The organism is Hymenobacter sp. 15J16-1T3B (assembly GCF_020711235.1).
GTDB lineage: Bacteria > Bacteroidota > Bacteroidia > Cytophagales > Hymenobacteraceae > Solirubrum.
On sequence record NZ_JAJFAV010000019.1, the window covers coordinates 25491 to 40823 of the forward strand.

At 64.0% G+C, this 15333-nt stretch carries 14 protein-coding genes; 8 read left to right on the plus strand and 6 right to left on the minus strand.

Going from position 1 to position 15333, the window contains the following annotated elements:
- The first annotated feature begins 11 nt into the window (after positions 1-11).
- Positions 12-779: a DUF4262 domain-containing protein gene (locus tag LJ737_RS23730; protein ID WP_227769257.1), complete on the plus strand. Its 768-nt coding sequence runs from the start codon at positions 12-14 to the stop codon at positions 777-779.
- On the opposite strand, the gene LJ737_RS23735 is transcribed toward LJ737_RS23730, so the two are convergent.
- The gene (locus tag LJ737_RS23735; protein ID WP_227769258.1) at positions 780-4211 is read right to left on the minus strand and encodes a UvrD-helicase domain-containing protein; all 3432 of its coding nucleotides are present in this window, start codon (positions 4209-4211) and stop codon (positions 780-782) included.
- 117 nt (positions 4212-4328) lie between these two features.
- Between LJ737_RS23735 and LJ737_RS23740 the strand changes: the two genes are divergently transcribed.
- Entirely contained in the window at positions 4329-4727 is a 399-nt protein-coding gene (locus tag LJ737_RS23740) for a hypothetical protein (RefSeq protein WP_227769259.1), read from the plus strand.
- A 60-nt stretch (positions 4728-4787) separates the two neighbouring features.
- Positions 4788-5612: an FkbM family methyltransferase gene (locus LJ737_RS23745; RefSeq protein ID WP_227769260.1), complete on the plus strand. Its 825-nt coding sequence runs from the start codon at positions 4788-4790 to the stop codon at positions 5610-5612.
- A gap of 281 nt (positions 5613-5893) precedes the next feature.
- Here the strand turns inward: LJ737_RS23745 and LJ737_RS23750 are convergent, their stop codons facing one another.
- Positions 5894-6325 carry an acyl-CoA thioesterase gene (locus LJ737_RS23750; protein ID WP_227769261.1) on the minus strand — a complete coding sequence of 144 codons (432 nt, stop codon included), beginning with the start codon at positions 6323-6325 and terminating at the stop codon, positions 5894-5896.
- 88 nt (positions 6326-6413) lie between these two features.
- Here LJ737_RS23750 and LJ737_RS23755 point away from each other — a divergent pair, with 88 nt between their 5' ends.
- Complete coding sequence (locus tag LJ737_RS23755) at positions 6414-7130, plus strand: hypothetical protein (RefSeq protein ID WP_227769262.1); 717 nt, start codon at positions 6414-6416, stop codon at positions 7128-7130.
- 73 nt (positions 7131-7203) lie between these two features.
- Here the strand turns inward: LJ737_RS23755 and LJ737_RS23760 are convergent, their stop codons facing one another.
- The gene (locus LJ737_RS23760; RefSeq protein ID WP_227769263.1) at positions 7204-7902 is read right to left on the minus strand and encodes a DNA alkylation repair protein; all 699 of its coding nucleotides are present in this window, start codon (positions 7900-7902) and stop codon (positions 7204-7206) included.
- A gap of 236 nt (positions 7903-8138) precedes the next feature.
- Here LJ737_RS23760 and LJ737_RS23765 point away from each other — a divergent pair, with 236 nt between their 5' ends.
- Complete coding sequence (locus LJ737_RS23765) at positions 8139-8330, plus strand: cold-shock protein (RefSeq protein WP_227769264.1); 192 nt, start codon at positions 8139-8141, stop codon at positions 8328-8330.
- Positions 8331-8759: 429 nt separating this feature from the next.
- The gene (locus tag LJ737_RS23770; protein WP_227769265.1) at positions 8760-10700 is read left to right on the plus strand and encodes a DEAD/DEAH box helicase; all 1941 of its coding nucleotides are present in this window, start codon (positions 8760-8762) and stop codon (positions 10698-10700) included.
- 268 nt (positions 10701-10968) lie between these two features.
- Here the strand turns inward: LJ737_RS23770 and LJ737_RS23775 are convergent, their stop codons facing one another.
- Positions 10969-11436 (minus strand): PA2169 family four-helix-bundle protein, encoded by a 468-nt coding sequence (locus LJ737_RS23775; RefSeq protein ID WP_227769266.1) that lies wholly within the window; start codon positions 11434-11436, stop codon positions 10969-10971.
- A 99-nt stretch (positions 11437-11535) separates the two neighbouring features.
- Between LJ737_RS23775 and LJ737_RS23780 the strand changes: the two genes are divergently transcribed.
- Positions 11536-12057 carry a DUF6756 family protein gene (locus tag LJ737_RS23780; RefSeq protein ID WP_227769267.1) on the plus strand — a complete coding sequence of 174 codons (522 nt, stop codon included), beginning with the start codon at positions 11536-11538 and terminating at the stop codon, positions 12055-12057.
- A 5-nt stretch (positions 12058-12062) separates the two neighbouring features.
- On the opposite strand, the gene LJ737_RS23785 is transcribed toward LJ737_RS23780, so the two are convergent.
- Positions 12063-13313, minus strand: a complete 1251-nt coding sequence (locus tag LJ737_RS23785; RefSeq protein WP_317206669.1) for a BaiN/RdsA family NAD(P)/FAD-dependent oxidoreductase — start codon at positions 13311-13313, stop codon at positions 12063-12065.
- A gap of 30 nt (positions 13314-13343) precedes the next feature.
- Positions 13344-14171 (minus strand): NAD(P)H-binding protein, encoded by an 828-nt coding sequence (locus LJ737_RS23790; RefSeq protein WP_227769268.1) that lies wholly within the window; start codon positions 14169-14171, stop codon positions 13344-13346.
- A 138-nt stretch (positions 14172-14309) separates the two neighbouring features.
- Between LJ737_RS23790 and LJ737_RS23795 the strand changes: the two genes are divergently transcribed.
- Complete coding sequence (locus tag LJ737_RS23795) at positions 14310-15185, plus strand: SDR family oxidoreductase (RefSeq protein ID WP_227769269.1); 876 nt, start codon at positions 14310-14312, stop codon at positions 15183-15185.
- Positions 15186-15333 lie beyond the last annotated feature (148 nt).

Genomic DNA, 15333 nt, shown 5'->3' on the forward strand with positions numbered 1-15333 from the left:
GTGGTTACCGAATGGCCGACGTAGAATGCCAGCACGACGAAGCAGCTGCCGAGCAGCAACTGGTATCAGATATCGAGAAATACGGATGCCACATTATTCTCATCCTTGGGGATGACTACTTGCCGTCTTTCGTCTATTCCGTCGGGCTCACCAAAACGTACGGCCACCCCGAAATCATCTGTTTTGACTTGCCGCGAGAGGTCTTGTTCAGCGTGGTGGACATGGCCCATGAGTTGATCAAAACCGGACGGGCTCTAAAACCAGGTCAATCCTACGACGACTTTCTGGAAGGTTATGACGTGCAGTTTGTGCCCGTCAACAACGAGTATTACCCGGATTACTTAAGTTATGCCCGCTGGTTTTACGGCTCAAATGAAGCCTTTGAAACGTTGCAGCTTGTTTGGCCCGACAAGCAGCATCGTTTTCCCTGGGACGAAGGCTTCAATCCCAATTGGAGACTAAAGCAGCCTTTGCTCGACCGCAATACCGACTTCAAGTTCTACGAGGAGCGCGACTTGGGTGTGTTCGTGACGCAGGCAGTGCTGGATGGCCAGCCCATTTTGACCGTTGAGCACGACGACGAAGGGGATTGGCTTTTCTGGGGCGAAGACAGGCCTACGGCGGACAACATGAAGCTGGTATGCCTGGAAGAGCTGGTAAAGCGCGACCCAACGCTGAACGACCTACATCAACTACGACCGGGTTGGTGGGCTTGGCGAGACCAACCAGAAGAGACATGGCATACGGAAAAGGTGCAGCTCGATGAATGCGGCGATTGATCAGCACTCAAACTCCACCACTTCCTCCGTCTCGAAGTAGTACACCAGGCCGCGCACATCGGTGTAGCCCAGACGCTTGAACAGCTGCCCGTACTGGCGCAGCATGGTCTGGTGCCGGTCTTCGGGCGGGGGCACGCGGAAGTCGATGAGCGTGACGCGGCCGGGCGCCGGGCCCTGCTGCGGCTCGAACACCACGCGGTCGGGCTTGTAGTCCTCGCGCGGGGCGCCGCCCACCAGAATTTCCCGCTCCGTCTCGGCAATGACGTCGGGGCGGAAGTAGGGGGCCAGCCGGGCATTATCGACCACCTGGCGCAGGCGCTGCAGCAGCTCGGGCTGCTCGCGGCGGCTGACCAGGCCCTCGGCCGTCAGCTGGCCGGCCACGCGGGTTACGTCTTGGGCAGTGATGACGCGGCGCAAGGCGAAGTGCAGCTTGCGGTTCCACTCGCGCTGCTGCTGCTGCTCCGAGAAGTCGAACACCGTGCTGGCGTGCCGCCGCAGCCGCAGGCGCTGCTCCCAGGCGGCCGTTTCGAGGTTGGTGAGGGAGAAGATGTTGTCGGTGCCTGGTGCCTGGTGCTGGGTGCTTAGAGGAGCCGGGGCGCCCTGGCTGAGCACGTAGGTGAGCTGCTCCTCGTTCCACTGGCCCAAGTCCACCAGGTAGCGGTAGAGCAGCTGGGCCACGTTCTGCGCGGGCGCGGAGGGGTCGTCCTTGGCGGCCTTGGCCGCGTCGGGGCGGCGGGTAAGGATGTAGAGGCGCTGGCGCGGGCGGGTAAAGGCCACGTAGAGCAAATTCAGCGCCTCCACAAAGGTTTTTTCGCGCTCCTCGGCGTACTGCCCGGCCAGCGCGGTCTGCGTCAGCTCCTTGCGCTGCTTCACCACGGCCACCGGCGGCATGTCGGCCACGGGCTTCTCGTCCTCGTCGAGGCGGCCCCAGAGGTAGGCCCCGCCGAAGGCCGCGGTGGGCTCCAGGCTCCAGTCGGCCCAGGGCACGATGACCACGCCGTAGGCCAGGCCCTTGGCCTTGTGCACGGTGGTGATGGTGACGGCCCCGCCCCGGCCCGCGGGGGCGTTGATGCTCAGGTTGGCCTTGCGCTGGTCCCAGTAGGCGAGGAAGTTGCCAAGGTTGTTGCCAAAACGCAGGGAGTATTCCAGCGTCAGGTCGAGGAAGCGGAACAGGTACTCGCTTTCCTCGCGCCGGTGCAAGAGCCCGAACAAGCCCATGAGCGTTTCGCACAGCTCGTAGAGGTCCTGGTTGCCGGTCTGCGTTTCCTGCACGTCGAAGCCCAGCCGGCGCAGCTCGTCGAAAAACGGCCGGCTGCGCTCCTCCTTGGCAATTTCCCCAATGCGGCGGGCCCGCGTGGGCGTGGGCGGCACCCCGCGCACCACCTTATCCACCAATAGCAAGGCTTCCACCCGCGCCAGCGAGTCGGCGGGCTGGTGCAGCACCCGCAGAATGGCCACCAGCAGGTTGACCACTTCGGCAAATTCCAGGGACAGCGAATCGGCCGAAATGATGTCGTAACCGCGCTCCTTCAGAAACTTAGCCACCCGTCGCGACTGGTCGCGGCGGCGGCAGAGCACGGCCACGTCTTCCAGCCGGAAGCCGTCGGCCAGGGCCTGCTCCACCAGCGCCAGCGTGAGGTAGAGCGTGCTTTCATCGTAGTCTAGCACGTCGGTGTCGTGGTGGCCGGGCAAGGGCAGCTCCGAGTACCGGCCTTCGGCGGGGCGATAGAGCCGGGCCGGCGCGTCGTGTTGGGTCAGCAGGATTTCCACGTGGCTGGGCGGACCGGCCAGCGCGGTGGCCGGGGCCTGCTGCCCGAAGTGCTCGTCGTAAATCGAGCCGACCAGCTCCGAGTGCGGGTGGCCCTGCGCGACGTGGGCGAAGAAGTCGTTGTTGAACTGAATGATCTGCGGGCCCGAGCGGTAGTTGGTTTGCAAGGACATGGGCTCCAGCGCCCCGGCCAGGCCGATGTAGCGTTGGGCCAGAATGGCGCGCATTTCCAGGTCCTGGGCGCGTTCCACCAGCGGGCGAGGCGTGCCTTGGTAGAGGCGCAGAATCTGCTCCATCTCCCCGCCGCGCCAGCGGTAAATGGCCTGCTTCGCGTCGCCCACGGCTAGGCTCAGGTTGCCGCCGGCCACGGCGTTTTCCACCAGCGGCAGCAGGTTGTTCCACTGCAGCTCCGAGGTGTCCTGAAACTCGTCGATGAGCAGGTGCTGGTACCGCTCGCCCAGCCGCTCGTAGAGAAACGGCACCGGCTCGCGCAGCACAATGCCGGCGAGGCGGCGGTTAAACTCGCCGATGAGCACCACGTTGCGCTCCATGCTCACCTGCTGCACGGCCTTGCTCAGCTCGCTCAGCAGCGAGACGTGAAACAGCTGCGGCAGCAGCGCGTCGATCAGCAGGTACTGGCTCAGGTACCGGTCGCGCAGCAGCTCCAGCTCGTTGAAGGCCTCGGTCAGCTCTGGGGCCACGGCTTCCAGGGCCGGCTTCAGCGGGCCTTTCATCGCGTCGCCGCTGCCCCACTTGCCCGATTCGGCCGCCTTGCGGGCGGTGCTGGTGGGCGTGCCGGCCGGGTCTTCCAGCCAGCGCAGGGGCTTGGTGAAGTGGGAATGCACGCCCCGGCTGCCGCCGGCCAGCTGATCCGGCTGCAAGCCGTGGCGCTCCAGCAAAGCCACCGCCCGGTCGCCCACGGCCTGGATGTCGCTGCGCATCTGCTCGCGGCGCTCCTTTAGCGTCTTGTGCAGCTTGCGGAACTGCTTCAGCTCCATCTGCTGCAGCTGGGCCACCGCCTCGTGCACCGATTCGTTGAGCAGAAACTTGCCGAAGCGCATGATTTCCTCGGGCAGCATGTTCCAGCTGCGGCCCTCCTCGGCCTTGCTCAGGGCGTAGTCCTGCAGGGTGCGGGTGAGCAGCTCGTGCTCCTGCCCGCGGTTCACCTTGTCGAGCAGCAGCGCCACCGCCGCGTGCAGCACCGATTCGTCGTCCAGCTCCACCTCGAAGGCCGCGGGCAAGCCCAGCTCCCGCGTGAAAGCCTGCACCACCCGCTGCACGAAGGAGTCGATGGTGCTGACGGCAAAGTCGGCGTAGTGGTAGAGCACCAGGCGGAAGGTCTGCTCGGCGCGGCGGCGCAGCTCCCGCTCCTGCAGCTCGGGCGCCTCGGGCGGCAGCAGCCCGTCTTCGGCCATTTCGGCGGCTAGCTCGCGCAGCAGCGCGTCGGCCTTAGCGTCGGAGCCCGGGTGCACGAAGCCGCGCAGGGCGCCGATGATGCGCTCCTTCATTTCGGCCGCGGCGGCGTTGGTGAAGGTAATGGCCAGAATGCTCTTGTAGTAGCCCGGTTCGTCGGCGCCCAACGCCAGGCGCAGGTATTCCTTGGTCAGCTGATAAGTTTTGCCGGAGCCGGCGGAGGCGGAATAGATGCGAAAGGTAGAAGGCATGCGGGGCGGGGTAAGCGGGAATCGACTTGGTAAAGGTCGGAGTAATGGGCCTATCTTCGGTATCGGATTATCCCTGGACCTTGGGCGTCCCAGGGGCTGACCTCTATTCTGATTCCGGTGGTGACAAGTTTGCTTAAATCGTGGTGGCTGTTCGGCTTGGTTGCCGCTTTGGTGCTGCTGATGGCCTTTGCGCTGGGCTCTCCCTTCGCCAAAGGGGGCATGGCGGAGGCCGATAAAAACCTGGCGCTGGCGGGCCTGCTGGCCGGCGCGATGCTGCTCGGTGCGGCGTCGGGACTGCGCGGTTGGGCCAACCGATTGCTGCTGCCCGTACTGGCAGTGCCGGTCCTGTTACTTACGTCCCTGGCATTGATCAGCAAAGGCCTTGACTACACTTTTGCCGACCCTGAGCGGGAGCCGTTTAACCACGAATTGTGCTGCGGGTTGCTGTACGTCAGCACCTTGGTATGGTATCAGGTGTTGCTGACGCTGTGTCAGCGCTTCCGCCGCCGAAGCTGAACTGCCGAAAGCGCCGTTACTTTGCGGCCCCGTATTCTTACACCTTCATTGCCCTGCCCGATGTTTCAGGCCATCATCAACTCCATCAAGCGCAAAATCGCCCGCCGCGTCACCAAGAAATACCCCACCCGCGTCGACTCGTTCACGGTGGGCAAGTACGGCACGGTGAAGTTTGCCAACTGGGAAAACCCGCTGGTGACGCCCAAGAGCATTGCGGCCGAAAACGTGGAGTTCTACCAGCAGTTCCTGCACGAAGGCGACGTGGCCATTGACATCGGCGCCAACATCGGCAACATGACCATTCCGCTGGCCCTGGTGACCGGCAAAACCGGCCTCACCCTGGGCTTCGACCCGAACCCCTACGTGTTCGAGGTGCTGGAAGAGAATACCAAGCTCAACCCGGACAAGACCAACATCGACGCCTACAACTTCGCCATCAGCGAGCAGGACGGCGAGTTTTACTACAACTCCTCGGAGGCCTCCTTCAACAACGGCGGCATCAGCACCGAGCCCAGCAACCGCCACGGCAAATACTCGCTCAACGTCAAGATCAAGGGCGTGAACCTGCAGCAGTTTCTGGAGCAGAACTACGCCGAGCGCCTGCCGCGCCTCAAGCTGGTCAAAATCGATACCGAAGGCTACGACAAGGAAATCATCAAGTCGATTTCGGGCCTGCTGCGCCAGTACAAGCCTGCCGTCATCACCGAGTGCTTCGGCAAAAACGACAGCGCCGCCCGCTTCGAGCAGTTCGAGCTGCTGCGCAACCTGGGCTACTCGCTCTACTACTTCGCCGACTTCGCCAGCGACGCCGAAGTGGTGCCCATCCGCCAGAAAGAGGACATGCTGAAGTGGAAGCACTTCGACCTCTACGCCGTGGCCGAATAAGCTTGGTGCTGAGACTAAAAAGCCGCGTTGGAGCCTCCAGCACGGCTTTTTTATTTAGAAGAGGTTTGAAAAACGCGAAGGGAAATCGTTCGTCATCCTAAGCGAAGGACCTTCCCCGGTTCTAGCACCAACTAGTAAGCGCAGCCACCAACGCCCGCCACGTTGGTGGCTGCGCTTTTATCGTGCCCACGGCTTAATGCATGCTCGTTGAATGTAGCGGTGGTGCAGGTAGGAGGAAGGTCCTTCGCTTAGGCTCAGGATGACGTTCTAACATCAGCTACTCACGCGCCCACTGGGCCCCACAGCCGCTCCACCACGCTGGCCTCCACGCGCTTGGGGCGCTGCGTCTGCGGATCGAGCAGCACCCACTTGGTTTCGGCTTCGCAGAGCAGGGCGCCGTCCGCAAGCCGTTCGATGCGGGTGAAGCGCTGCGAGGTAGCGCCCTTGAACTCACCAATCCACGTAGTCAGCCGCAGCTCGTCGCCGAGCAAGGCCGATTTGCGGTAGCGCACGTGGTGCTCCTGCACCACCCACACGTACTGCTCCCGCTCCCCCTCGGGGTAGGCCGTGAGCCAGTGCGCACCGGCAATGTCCTGAATCCACTGCACGTACTGCACGTTGTTGACGTGGTTCAACTCATCGATGTGGCTGGCCACCACCGTGACGGGGCGCGAAAAGCGGAAGGCGGGAATATCAGGCGTGGGCATGGTCATAGCTGAGGGCAAAGGAAGAAAGAGCTACGCAAAAACCTTCGCTGCGGCTCAGCAGTACACCTTAGCGCCAACCATTGCACCCACAACCATGCCCTACGAACAGAACTTCGAGTTTCATCCCAGCAACGAGCGGTACCGCCACGACGAGCAGCGCCAACGCCAGCCCCGCGGCCGCCACGACGAGGACCGCCGCCGTGACCACGACCAGCGCCGTTCGGATGACCGCCAAGGCAGCCGCTACGACCACGACGCCTCGCAGCGCGGCGACCGGCACGACGACTACGACCGCTCCCAGCCGCGCGGCGACTACGGCCGCGACCAGGGTTCCTTCAGCTACGGCCGCCGCCAGGAATACAACGACCAGTACGATACCGACAACTCCTTCAGCACCTCGCGCGAGCGGCAGAACCCCAGCGCCTTTCAGAGCGGCCTCGGCCCCGGCCATTACGAGGGCGACTACCGCGGCGGCCGCGGCTACTACTCCGACGAAGACGCGCGCTGGCGCCGCGGCCACGACGTCGACCGCCCCGACAACCGCGGCCGCCGGCCGCAGGACCCCTACGACGAACGCGGCCGCGCCTACGACCGGCCCTCGGGCTACGGCCAGCCCGGCGAGCAAGTCCGCCAAATCGGCGACCAGTACGGCCACGACGGTTACGACGGCAGCAGCCAGGGCGGCCGCTACCGCGAGGACAACCGCTACCGCAACGACGACTACCCCGGCCGCGACCGGGCCCGCGACGACCGCGACGGCCGCTACCACTACGATGACGACCAGGACGACCGCCGCAGCCGGCGGCGCTAGATCGTATTTGCTAATGCCGAAAGGCGCCGGAACGTGTTTCCGGCGCCTTTTTTGTGGGGTTTGGGCAACACCTTTACGCCTTCACCGCCTTGCGGGCCCACATCTTGGCCAAATAGGGCCGGATGGCGGGTGTCTGGCAGGCCGTGGCGCCGTGGTCGATGACGACGGGGCCGATGCGGTCGGCGGCTTCCTCCACGCGCTGGCGCAGGGCTTCGCTGCGGCCGCCGATGGCAATGAGGGCGCCGTTCATGCCTTCCTTGGCCCGGTTCGGCGCCCGCTGAAGCTCCTGCTCGATGCGCGCCACGTAGGGCAGGAAGGCGGCATCGGAAGCAGCGTTGTCTTGCAGGGCCAGCCGGCTGAGCAGCGCGTAGCCCAGGCGCTGCGGGTACTCGCCGGCCGTTGCGGTCCAGGCCGCTGCCGTGGCCCAGGCAAAGTCGGTGCCCGCCACGAGGCCGGCCAGCGCATCGGCTAGGCCGTGGTTGCGCACGTCGGCGGCCCAGGCGTCGGCGTCGGCCGGGGTGAACTGCTGCGCATCGGCAAGCATGGTGGCCAGGGTGCGGGCCTCGTAGTTGCCGGATTGCCAGAGCTGCCGGGCCAGCTGGTGCGCCACTGCTTTGTCTTTGCCGCGCCCGACCAGCTGCTTTTTCAGCGCGCCGAGCTGGGCAAAGCTCACCCCGAAGGTGTTATCACCGAAGCCGTGGCGCAGGTAAAAGGTGCGGGTGGCTTCGCTGCCGAGGGCGCGCAGCTGCGCGTACAGGTCATCGAACGTCATGGTGGGGGAAGAGTGACAAAATACCAAGGAGGCAATATAGGGCGTCCCAATAAAATTAGCAAACGGCGTTAGCAGGGCGCAAAGGCCCTTTTTGGTATTTGCGTGGCAAACAAATACCTCTATATTTACCAGCGTTTAAGATGAAATGCTTCCGGCACGTGGCGCCGACTTACCGTGTCGGCGCCGGGTTTTGGCAAGGTTTGGCTTAAATACATTCTCCTCATCACCTCCTTACCATGCAGACTGGAACGGTAAAATTCTTCAACGAAACCAAAGGCTTCGGTTTCATCAAAAACGACGCAACCGGCGAAGACATCTTCGTGCACGTAACCGGTCTCGTCGACGAAATTCGCGAGAAAGACAAAGTACAATTCGAGGTAGAGCAAGGTCGCAAAGGCCTGAATGCCGTGCAAGTACGCCGCGCCTAGTTCGCGCTGCCTGCAACGGAAATACCGTCAACCGAAAGCGGCCCGCCTCAGCTGAGGCGGGCCGCTTTCGGTTGACGGCTGCGCCAGAATGAACTATTGTAGGCTGCAATGCGTCCGGCAGGAGCAACGATGCGGCCCGTAGAGCCGCGGCGGTTGGGCGTCTGATCCGCGAGGAAACGAGGCCCGGCACCGGAGGCCGGCGCGGACAGGTTACAATGTTACCTCGCTTTTCGGCTATATTTTCCGTATCTTTGCACCCGCAATTGCAAATCGGTCCGCGTCCCGGCCGTGGCGGCTACTGTTGTTTTGCCGCTTGCCTCAAGTAAAAAAGAGTTCGTCTGCTGTCGTCGTCCGTTGTCCTGTCGTGTTGCGTAGGGAAAGGAACGCGCTGGTTTCCGATTGCCGTTTCAATCACTCCCTACAAGACACATGGAGAAAGTAAAATTTGAAGAGCTGCAGCTCTCGCAAGAGGTGCAGCGTGCCATCACGGACATGGGCTACGAGGAAGCCTCGCCCATCCAGACGGCCGCCATTCCCGTTCTGCTCGAAGGCAAAGACGTTATCGGCCAGGCCCAGACGGGCACCGGCAAAACGGCCGCCTTCAGCATTCCCGCCATTGAGAAAGTCGACGCCGACTCCCGCGAGGTGCAGGTGCTCGTGCTCTGCCCGACCCGCGAACTGGCGGTGCAGGTATCCGGCGAAATCCAGAAGCTCGGCAAGTACAAGCGCGGTCTGGCCACCGTGCCGATTTACGGCGGCTCGTCGTACGACCGGCAGTTTAAGGCCCTGGAGCGCGGCGTGCAGGTGGTCATTGGTACCCCCGGCCGCGTGATGGACCACCTGGAGCGCGGTACGCTCAAGCTGGACAACTGCAAGATGATCATCCTCGACGAGGCCGACGAAATGCTCGACATGGGCTTCCGCGACGACATCGAGACGGTGCTGTCGCAGATGCCGGAGGAGCGCCAGACGGTGTTCTTCTCGGCTACCATGAGCAAGCCCATCATGGAGCTGACCAAGAAGTACCAGAAGGATCCGCAGATCGTGAAGGTCAATCATCAGGAGATGACCGTCTCGAACATCGAGCAGATGTACTACGAGGTGCGCGGCCCGCAGAAAAAGGATGTGCTGTCGCGCGTAATCGACATGTACAGCCTCAAGTCGGTTATCGTGTTTGCCAACACCAAGCGCATGGTCGACGACATCGTGGCCGACCTGCAAGCCAAGGGCTACTTCGCCGACGGCCTGCACGGCGACATGAGCCAGCAGGCACGTCAGAACACGCTTGACAAGTTCCGCAAAGGCACCCTGGAGGTGCTGGTGGCCACCGACGTAGCCGCCCGCGGCATCGACGTGGACAGCGTGGAAGCGGTGGTGAACTACGACCTGCCCGCCGACGAGGAATACTACGTGCACCGCATCGGCCGCACCGGCCGCGCCGGTAAGTCGGGCAAGGCCTTCACCTTCGTGTCGGGCCGCGACATCTACAAGCTGCGCGACATCATGCGCTTCACCAAGGCGCAGATCAAGCAGGAGCGCATACCGTCCTTCGAGGACGTGTCGGAGGTGAAAACCACCGTGCTGCTCGGCCAGATCAAGGAAATCATCGAGAAGGGCAACCTGGACAAGTACATCGGCCGCGTGCAGCGCCTGATCGACCAGGAGGAAGAGGTTACGTCCTTGGACATTGCCGCCGCCCTGCTCAAGATGGTGATGAAGGAATCGAAGCAGGCCGAAAAAGCCCTGGAGTCGGACCGTGCGAAAGGCACGCCGCGCGAGGGGTACACCCGCCTGTTCGTGACCATGGGCAAGAAAGACCGCCTGCACCCGCGCGACCTGGTCGACCTGATCGTGTCGTCCTCGAGCATCGCCCCGGGCCGCGTCGGCGACATCGAGCTGTACGACAAGTTCAGCTTCGTGGAAGTGCCCAACGAGAACGTGACGGAAATCGTGGAGCAGCTGGGTCGCACCTCGCTGTATGGCCGCCCGGTATCGTTCAGCCTGGCGACGCAACGCGAAGCCGGCGCCGAGGGTGGTGAAGGCGGCGAAGAGCGTCGTCCGCGCCGCACCGGCGGCTTCGGTGGCCCGCGTGAGGGCGGCTACCAGCGCCGCGAAGGCGGTTACGGTGGTGGCAACCGCGAAGGTGGTTACCAGCGTCGCGAAGGCGGCTACGGCGGCGGGCAGCGTTCGGGCGGCTACGGCGGCAACCGCGAAGGCGGCTACCGCGGCGGCAACAGCTACGGGGGCGGTAACCGCGAAGGCGGCTACGGCGGCAACCGCGGCGGGGGCAGCTACGGCGGCCGTCGCGACAACGAAGGCGGCTACAAGCCCCGCCGCGACCGGAACGAAGGCGGCGGCTTCGACGAATAGTCAGCTGCGCTAGCGAGAGTTCTTGGACGATAATCGTCCCAATAAAAAGGTGCTACGGCTTATAGCTGTGGCACTTTTTTTATGCCTTTTCCTGTCGCCAAGCCCGGCACTGGACCGAGGGAAGCAGGCGGCCACCGAATAGCAGCTGCCAAAAAGCAGGAAAGGCCACCTCAACGAGGTGGCCTTTCTTAGTGACTTGCGGGGCCGGCGGAACGTATCCGCCTACGAAATCCGGGCAAGTCGGAAAAATGGGTTGGAAGTCGGGTTGTTACTTCGACGAGTCGCGCAGGCCGCGGATGGTGTCGTGGGCTTCTTTGATGCCCTGGGCCTGCTTGTCGATGAGGGCTTTGATATCGGAGGGGATGCCCTGGGCCTGCGAGGCTTTTTCGTAGGCTTTCTTGGCGTAGTCTTCGCCCCGCTCGCACTCGGCCAGGATGGCGTGACGGTCGTTGCCGGTTACCAGCCCTTTCAGGTTGATCCACACGCGGTGGGCGCTGCCGACTACCGAGTCCGTTTTGTCTTCCTTCGACTGCTCGGGGTGCAGGTTCAGGTTGTGCATGGCGTTTTCCAGCTCCGTGAGGTAGCCGTCGCGCTGCAGGGCGTATTTCTTGAATACCTCTTTCAGGTCCTGATCTTTCACGTCGGTCAGGGCTTCGGAATAGCCCCGCTCGCCGTCTTTCAGGGTTTCTACGAGTTCGTTCAGAACAGTCTTGAGGGCAGTGTTTTCGCTGGCCATGATGTTTGGAAGGTTGTGTGGAAAGGTTCGGGATGGAATAGCATACTTTACTGCGGAGGCCGCGAGAAGGTTGCGGCCGTTACAGGATGGTAACCGCGTATGCGAACTGATATTCGTCAGGAAATCGAACGAGTTCGGCAGGAATTGCACCCAAGCGCGGAGCAGTTTTGGCCGGTCGGGGCTGGCGACTGGTTTGGTATCCAACTGAGAATGGAGCGGGCGTTTCGTGAACCCGTACTAGCCGCCAAACGCAGGCCGTTGCTATGGAAGCAGTTGCGCCCGGAATTAGCCACTGCAGTGCTGAGCGACTTGGACGGCAACGAAACGACGCTACCGAAGCTGCGGGCAATGTGGCAGCGGGCGAAGCCGGTTTTTTTCTTTGCGCAGGAAAGCGTGCAGAACGAAAAAACGTGGTGGTACCAAACCGATGCGGCAACGGCCTGGCAGCTGCTCGAACACCTGAGGCAGCGCCGGGGCCGCCTGGAAGAATACGGCTTCACCGACCGCAAATACCGCTGGGCTTTGTTCGTAAACCACGCCGACGACGTCATCTTTTGCAGTGAGCCGTTGGTCGGCCGGGTGCGGCAATTGGGCCAGCAAGCAGGCGTGCGAATCCGATAGGGAGCTTACCGCCCGGCCATGGCCCGCCCGGCCAAAAATCCCGTCGTCCAGGCCGCTTGGAAATTGAAGCCGCCGGTGATGCCGTCGATATCGAGCACCTCGCCGGCGAAGTGCAGGCCGGGCACGCGGCGGCTTTCCATGGTTTTCATATCGACTTCGCCGAGCGGGATGCCGCCGCAGGTTACGAATTCCTCCTTGAAGGTGGTTTTGCCGCGCACCGCCAGCGGCGTGCGCAGCAGCAGCTCCACGAGGCGGTTTTGCAGCTTGCCGGCTAGCTCGCTCCAGCGCGTTTCAATGCCAATTCCGGCCTGCTCCACCAGGGTGCGCCACAGGCGCTGCGGCAAGCCGAAAAGCGGATTGGCCAGCACGGTTTTCTTGCCGTTGGCGGCGCGGTACTCGTGCAGCCACTGCCGCATGGATTCCTCCTTGTGCGTGGGCACCCAACTCACCAGCGCCGTGCCGGTGTACTGCAGCTCGCTGAGGCGGCGGGCCCCCCAGGCCGAGAGCTTGAGCACGGCCGGACCGCTCACGCCCCAGTGCGTGACCAGCAGCGGGCCTTCGTACTCCAGCTTTTCGCCGGCCAGCACCACCCGGGCGTGGGGCACGCTCACGCCCATCAGGTCCTTGAGCGGGGAGTTGGGCACGTTGAAGGTGAACAGCGAAGGCACCGGCTCGCACACCGAGTGGCCCAGCTGCCGCAGCCAGTCGTAGCCGGCCGATTTGGGGTTGCCGCCGGTGGCCACCAGCAGCCTGCGCACCTGCAGCTGCCGGGCCGGAGCCTGGGCACCGCTCAGCATCAGGTGGAACCCACCCTCGGGGCGGGGCTCGATGTGGTCGGCGGCGGTGCTCAGGAGCACGCGCACGCCGGCGCGCCGGGCCGCGTCTTCCAGGGCCTGGGCAATGGTTTCGCTCGAGTCGGTGACGGGAAACATGCGGCCGTCGGGCTCGGTCTTGAGCTTCACGCCGCGGGCCTCAAACCAGCGCACCGTGTCGTGGGCACCGAACTGGCGAAAGGGCTCCTTGAGCTGTTTGCCGCCGCGCGGGTAGTGCCGGGCCAGCTCGGCGGGCTCGTAGCAGTGGTGCGTCACGTTGCAGCGGCCGCCGCCCGAAATGCGCACCTTGCTCAGCAGCTTGGTGGTTTTTTCGAGCAGCACCACGCTCAACTTGGGATTGGCTTCGGCGCAGGCAATGGCCCCGAAGAAGCCGGCGGCCCCGCCGCCTAGCACGGCCACGTCGGCAGAGAGCAGGTCTTTCACGAAGGCAAAGGTACGGCGCCCCGGTCGCGTTTAGCAGTAGGGCAGGGCCCCAAGCGGGTCGTCGAAGCGGAAATCGTAGCGTACCGCGGCCCGCAGCTGCTCGGTCGCAATCAGCTTGCCGCCGCGGCCATCGGCCACGAACTGCGGGACCGGCAGGCCGAGCTGGGCCGTGGCCGCCCGGTAAAACTGCTCGCGCGAGGGGTGCTGGGCCCCGCACACATTCAGCGTCCGGCCCCAGACCTCCTGCTCGATAACGGCCCGGACAATGCCCACGGCGTCGTCCAGGTACAGCATATTGACGGGCGCCGCGGGCTGGGGCACTTCGGCGCGGCCGGCCAGGAAGCGGCCTGGGGCGCGGCCGGGGCCCATTAGCCCGCCCAGGCGCAACACGGTGGTTTGCCAGGGCTGGCCCGGCTGCTGAAACACCCACTCGGCCCGCAGCAGGTGGCTGTCGGCTTCTGCAGCCGCCACAGCATCGGCTTCGGTCATGGTCCGCGGCTCGTCCGCGTACACGCCGGTGGAGCTGACGAACACGACGCGCCGCACCGCCGACGCGGCCAGCGCCTCGGCCACGGGCTGCAACGCGGCGGCGTAGGCCGCGCGGTCGGCGGCGGCGCGGGAGGGCGGCACGCTCACCACCAGCACCGCGGCGCCGGCCAGCAGCGGGGCAACATGGGCAGCCGTGGTGGCGGGAACCAAGCGCAGCAGGTGGGGCCGGATTCCGGCGGCGGTGAGGGCGGGTAGTTTGTCGGCGCTGGTGGTGCTGCCGGCTACAGGGTGGCCGGCTGCGGCCAGCGCCCGGCCCAGCGGCAGGCCCAGCCAGCCGCAGCCCAGCAGGGCAATGGATGTCGCGTTCATGCCTGCAAAGAACGGCTTCACTGCCGGGAATTGGCCATATTCGGGCGGCCGAGTCAGAAAAGTATGCGGCATGCATACAATTTCCGGCAAATGCCGTTCTTGCGTGTCCGCAATTCCCACCTCAAACCTACTCTGCCAATGGCAACTGCTCCCTACGCCCAACCCATGCTGCGCGACGGCGCCCTCGACGGCAAAACCATCATCGTCACCGGCGGCGGCACCGGCCTGGGCCGCGCCATGACCACCTACTTCCTGCAGCTCGGGGCCAACGTGGTCATCAGCTCGCGCAAGCTCGACGTGCTGGAAACCACCGCCAACGAGCTGCGCGAACAAACCCACGGCAAAGTGCTGGCCGTGCAGTGCGACGTGCGCAAGTACGACGAAGTGGAGCGCCTCGTGCAGCGCACCCTCGAGGAGTTTGGCCGCATCGACGTGCTGGTAAACAACGCCGCCGGCAACTTCATCAGCCCCACCGAGCGGCTATCCAACAAGGCCTTCGACGTCATCGTCGACATCGTGCTCAAGGGCTCCTACAACTGCACGCTGGCCGTGGGCAAGCACTGGATCAAGCAGGAGCAGCCCGGCACCATCCTCAACATCGTCACGACCTACGCCTCCGTGGGCTCGGCCTTCGTGGTGCCCTCGGCCACGGCCAAGGCCGGCGTGCTGGCTCTCACCCGTTCCCTGGCCGTGGAGTGGGCCAAGTACGGCATCCGCTCGGTGGCCATTGCGCCCGGCCCGTTCCCGACGGAAGGTGCCTGGAGCCGCCTCTTCCCCGAGCCGCTGGCCTCCAAACTCGACCCGGCCGCCTCGGTGCCGCTCAAGCGCGTGGGCTCGCACCAGGAGCTGGCCAACCTGGCCGCCTTCCTCGTCTCCGATTTCGCGGCCTACATCAACGGCGAAGTCATCACCATCGACGGGGGCGAGTGGCTCAACGGGGCCGGTGAGTTCAACAAGCTTGAGCTGCTGACCCCGGATATGTGGGACATGATCGAGAAGACCATGCGGCGGTAATCTTGATGTGCTGCGGTGGTAGTGCGCCGGGCTGCTTGTAGTCATTGCGAGCGAAGCGCGGCAATCGTTTCGCTCGCGGCACCACCAACCGGCTGGCAGAAACTGAAAGCTTGTCAGAATCGAAAACGACACCGCCTGAACCTGCAAT

What these genes read in the sequence shown, in the direction of transcription:
- LJ737_RS23730 (WP_227769257.1), top strand. Translation starts at nt 12, where the DNA reads ATGGCCGACGTAGAATGCCAGCACGACGAAGCAGCTGCCGAGCAGCAA.
- LJ737_RS23735 (WP_227769258.1), bottom strand. Translation starts at nt 4,211, where the DNA reads ATGCCTTCTACCTTTCGCATCTATTCCGCCTCCGCCGGCTCCGGCAAA.
- LJ737_RS23745 (WP_227769260.1), top strand. Translation starts at nt 4,788, where the DNA reads ATGTTTCAGGCCATCATCAACTCCATCAAGCGCAAAATCGCCCGCCGC.
- LJ737_RS23750 (WP_227769261.1), bottom strand. Translation starts at nt 6,325, where the DNA reads ATGACCATGCCCACGCCTGATATTCCCGCCTTCCGCTTTTCGCGCCCC.
- LJ737_RS23755 (WP_227769262.1), top strand. Translation starts at nt 6,414, where the DNA reads ATGCCCTACGAACAGAACTTCGAGTTTCATCCCAGCAACGAGCGGTAC.
- LJ737_RS23760 (WP_227769263.1), bottom strand. Translation starts at nt 7,902, where the DNA reads ATGACGTTCGATGACCTGTACGCGCAGCTGCGCGCCCTCGGCAGCGAA.
- LJ737_RS23765 (WP_227769264.1), top strand. Translation starts at nt 8,139, where the DNA reads ATGCAGACTGGAACGGTAAAATTCTTCAACGAAACCAAAGGCTTCGGT.
- LJ737_RS23770 (WP_227769265.1), top strand. Translation starts at nt 8,760, where the DNA reads ATGGAGAAAGTAAAATTTGAAGAGCTGCAGCTCTCGCAAGAGGTGCAG.
- LJ737_RS23775 (WP_227769266.1), bottom strand. Translation starts at nt 11,436, where the DNA reads ATGGCCAGCGAAAACACTGCCCTCAAGACTGTTCTGAACGAACTCGTA.
- LJ737_RS23780 (WP_227769267.1), top strand. Translation starts at nt 11,536, where the DNA reads ATGCGAACTGATATTCGTCAGGAAATCGAACGAGTTCGGCAGGAATTG.
- LJ737_RS23790 (WP_227769268.1), bottom strand. Translation starts at nt 14,171, where the DNA reads ATGAACGCGACATCCATTGCCCTGCTGGGCTGCGGCTGGCTGGGCCTG.
- LJ737_RS23795 (WP_227769269.1), top strand. Translation starts at nt 14,310, where the DNA reads ATGGCAACTGCTCCCTACGCCCAACCCATGCTGCGCGACGGCGCCCTC.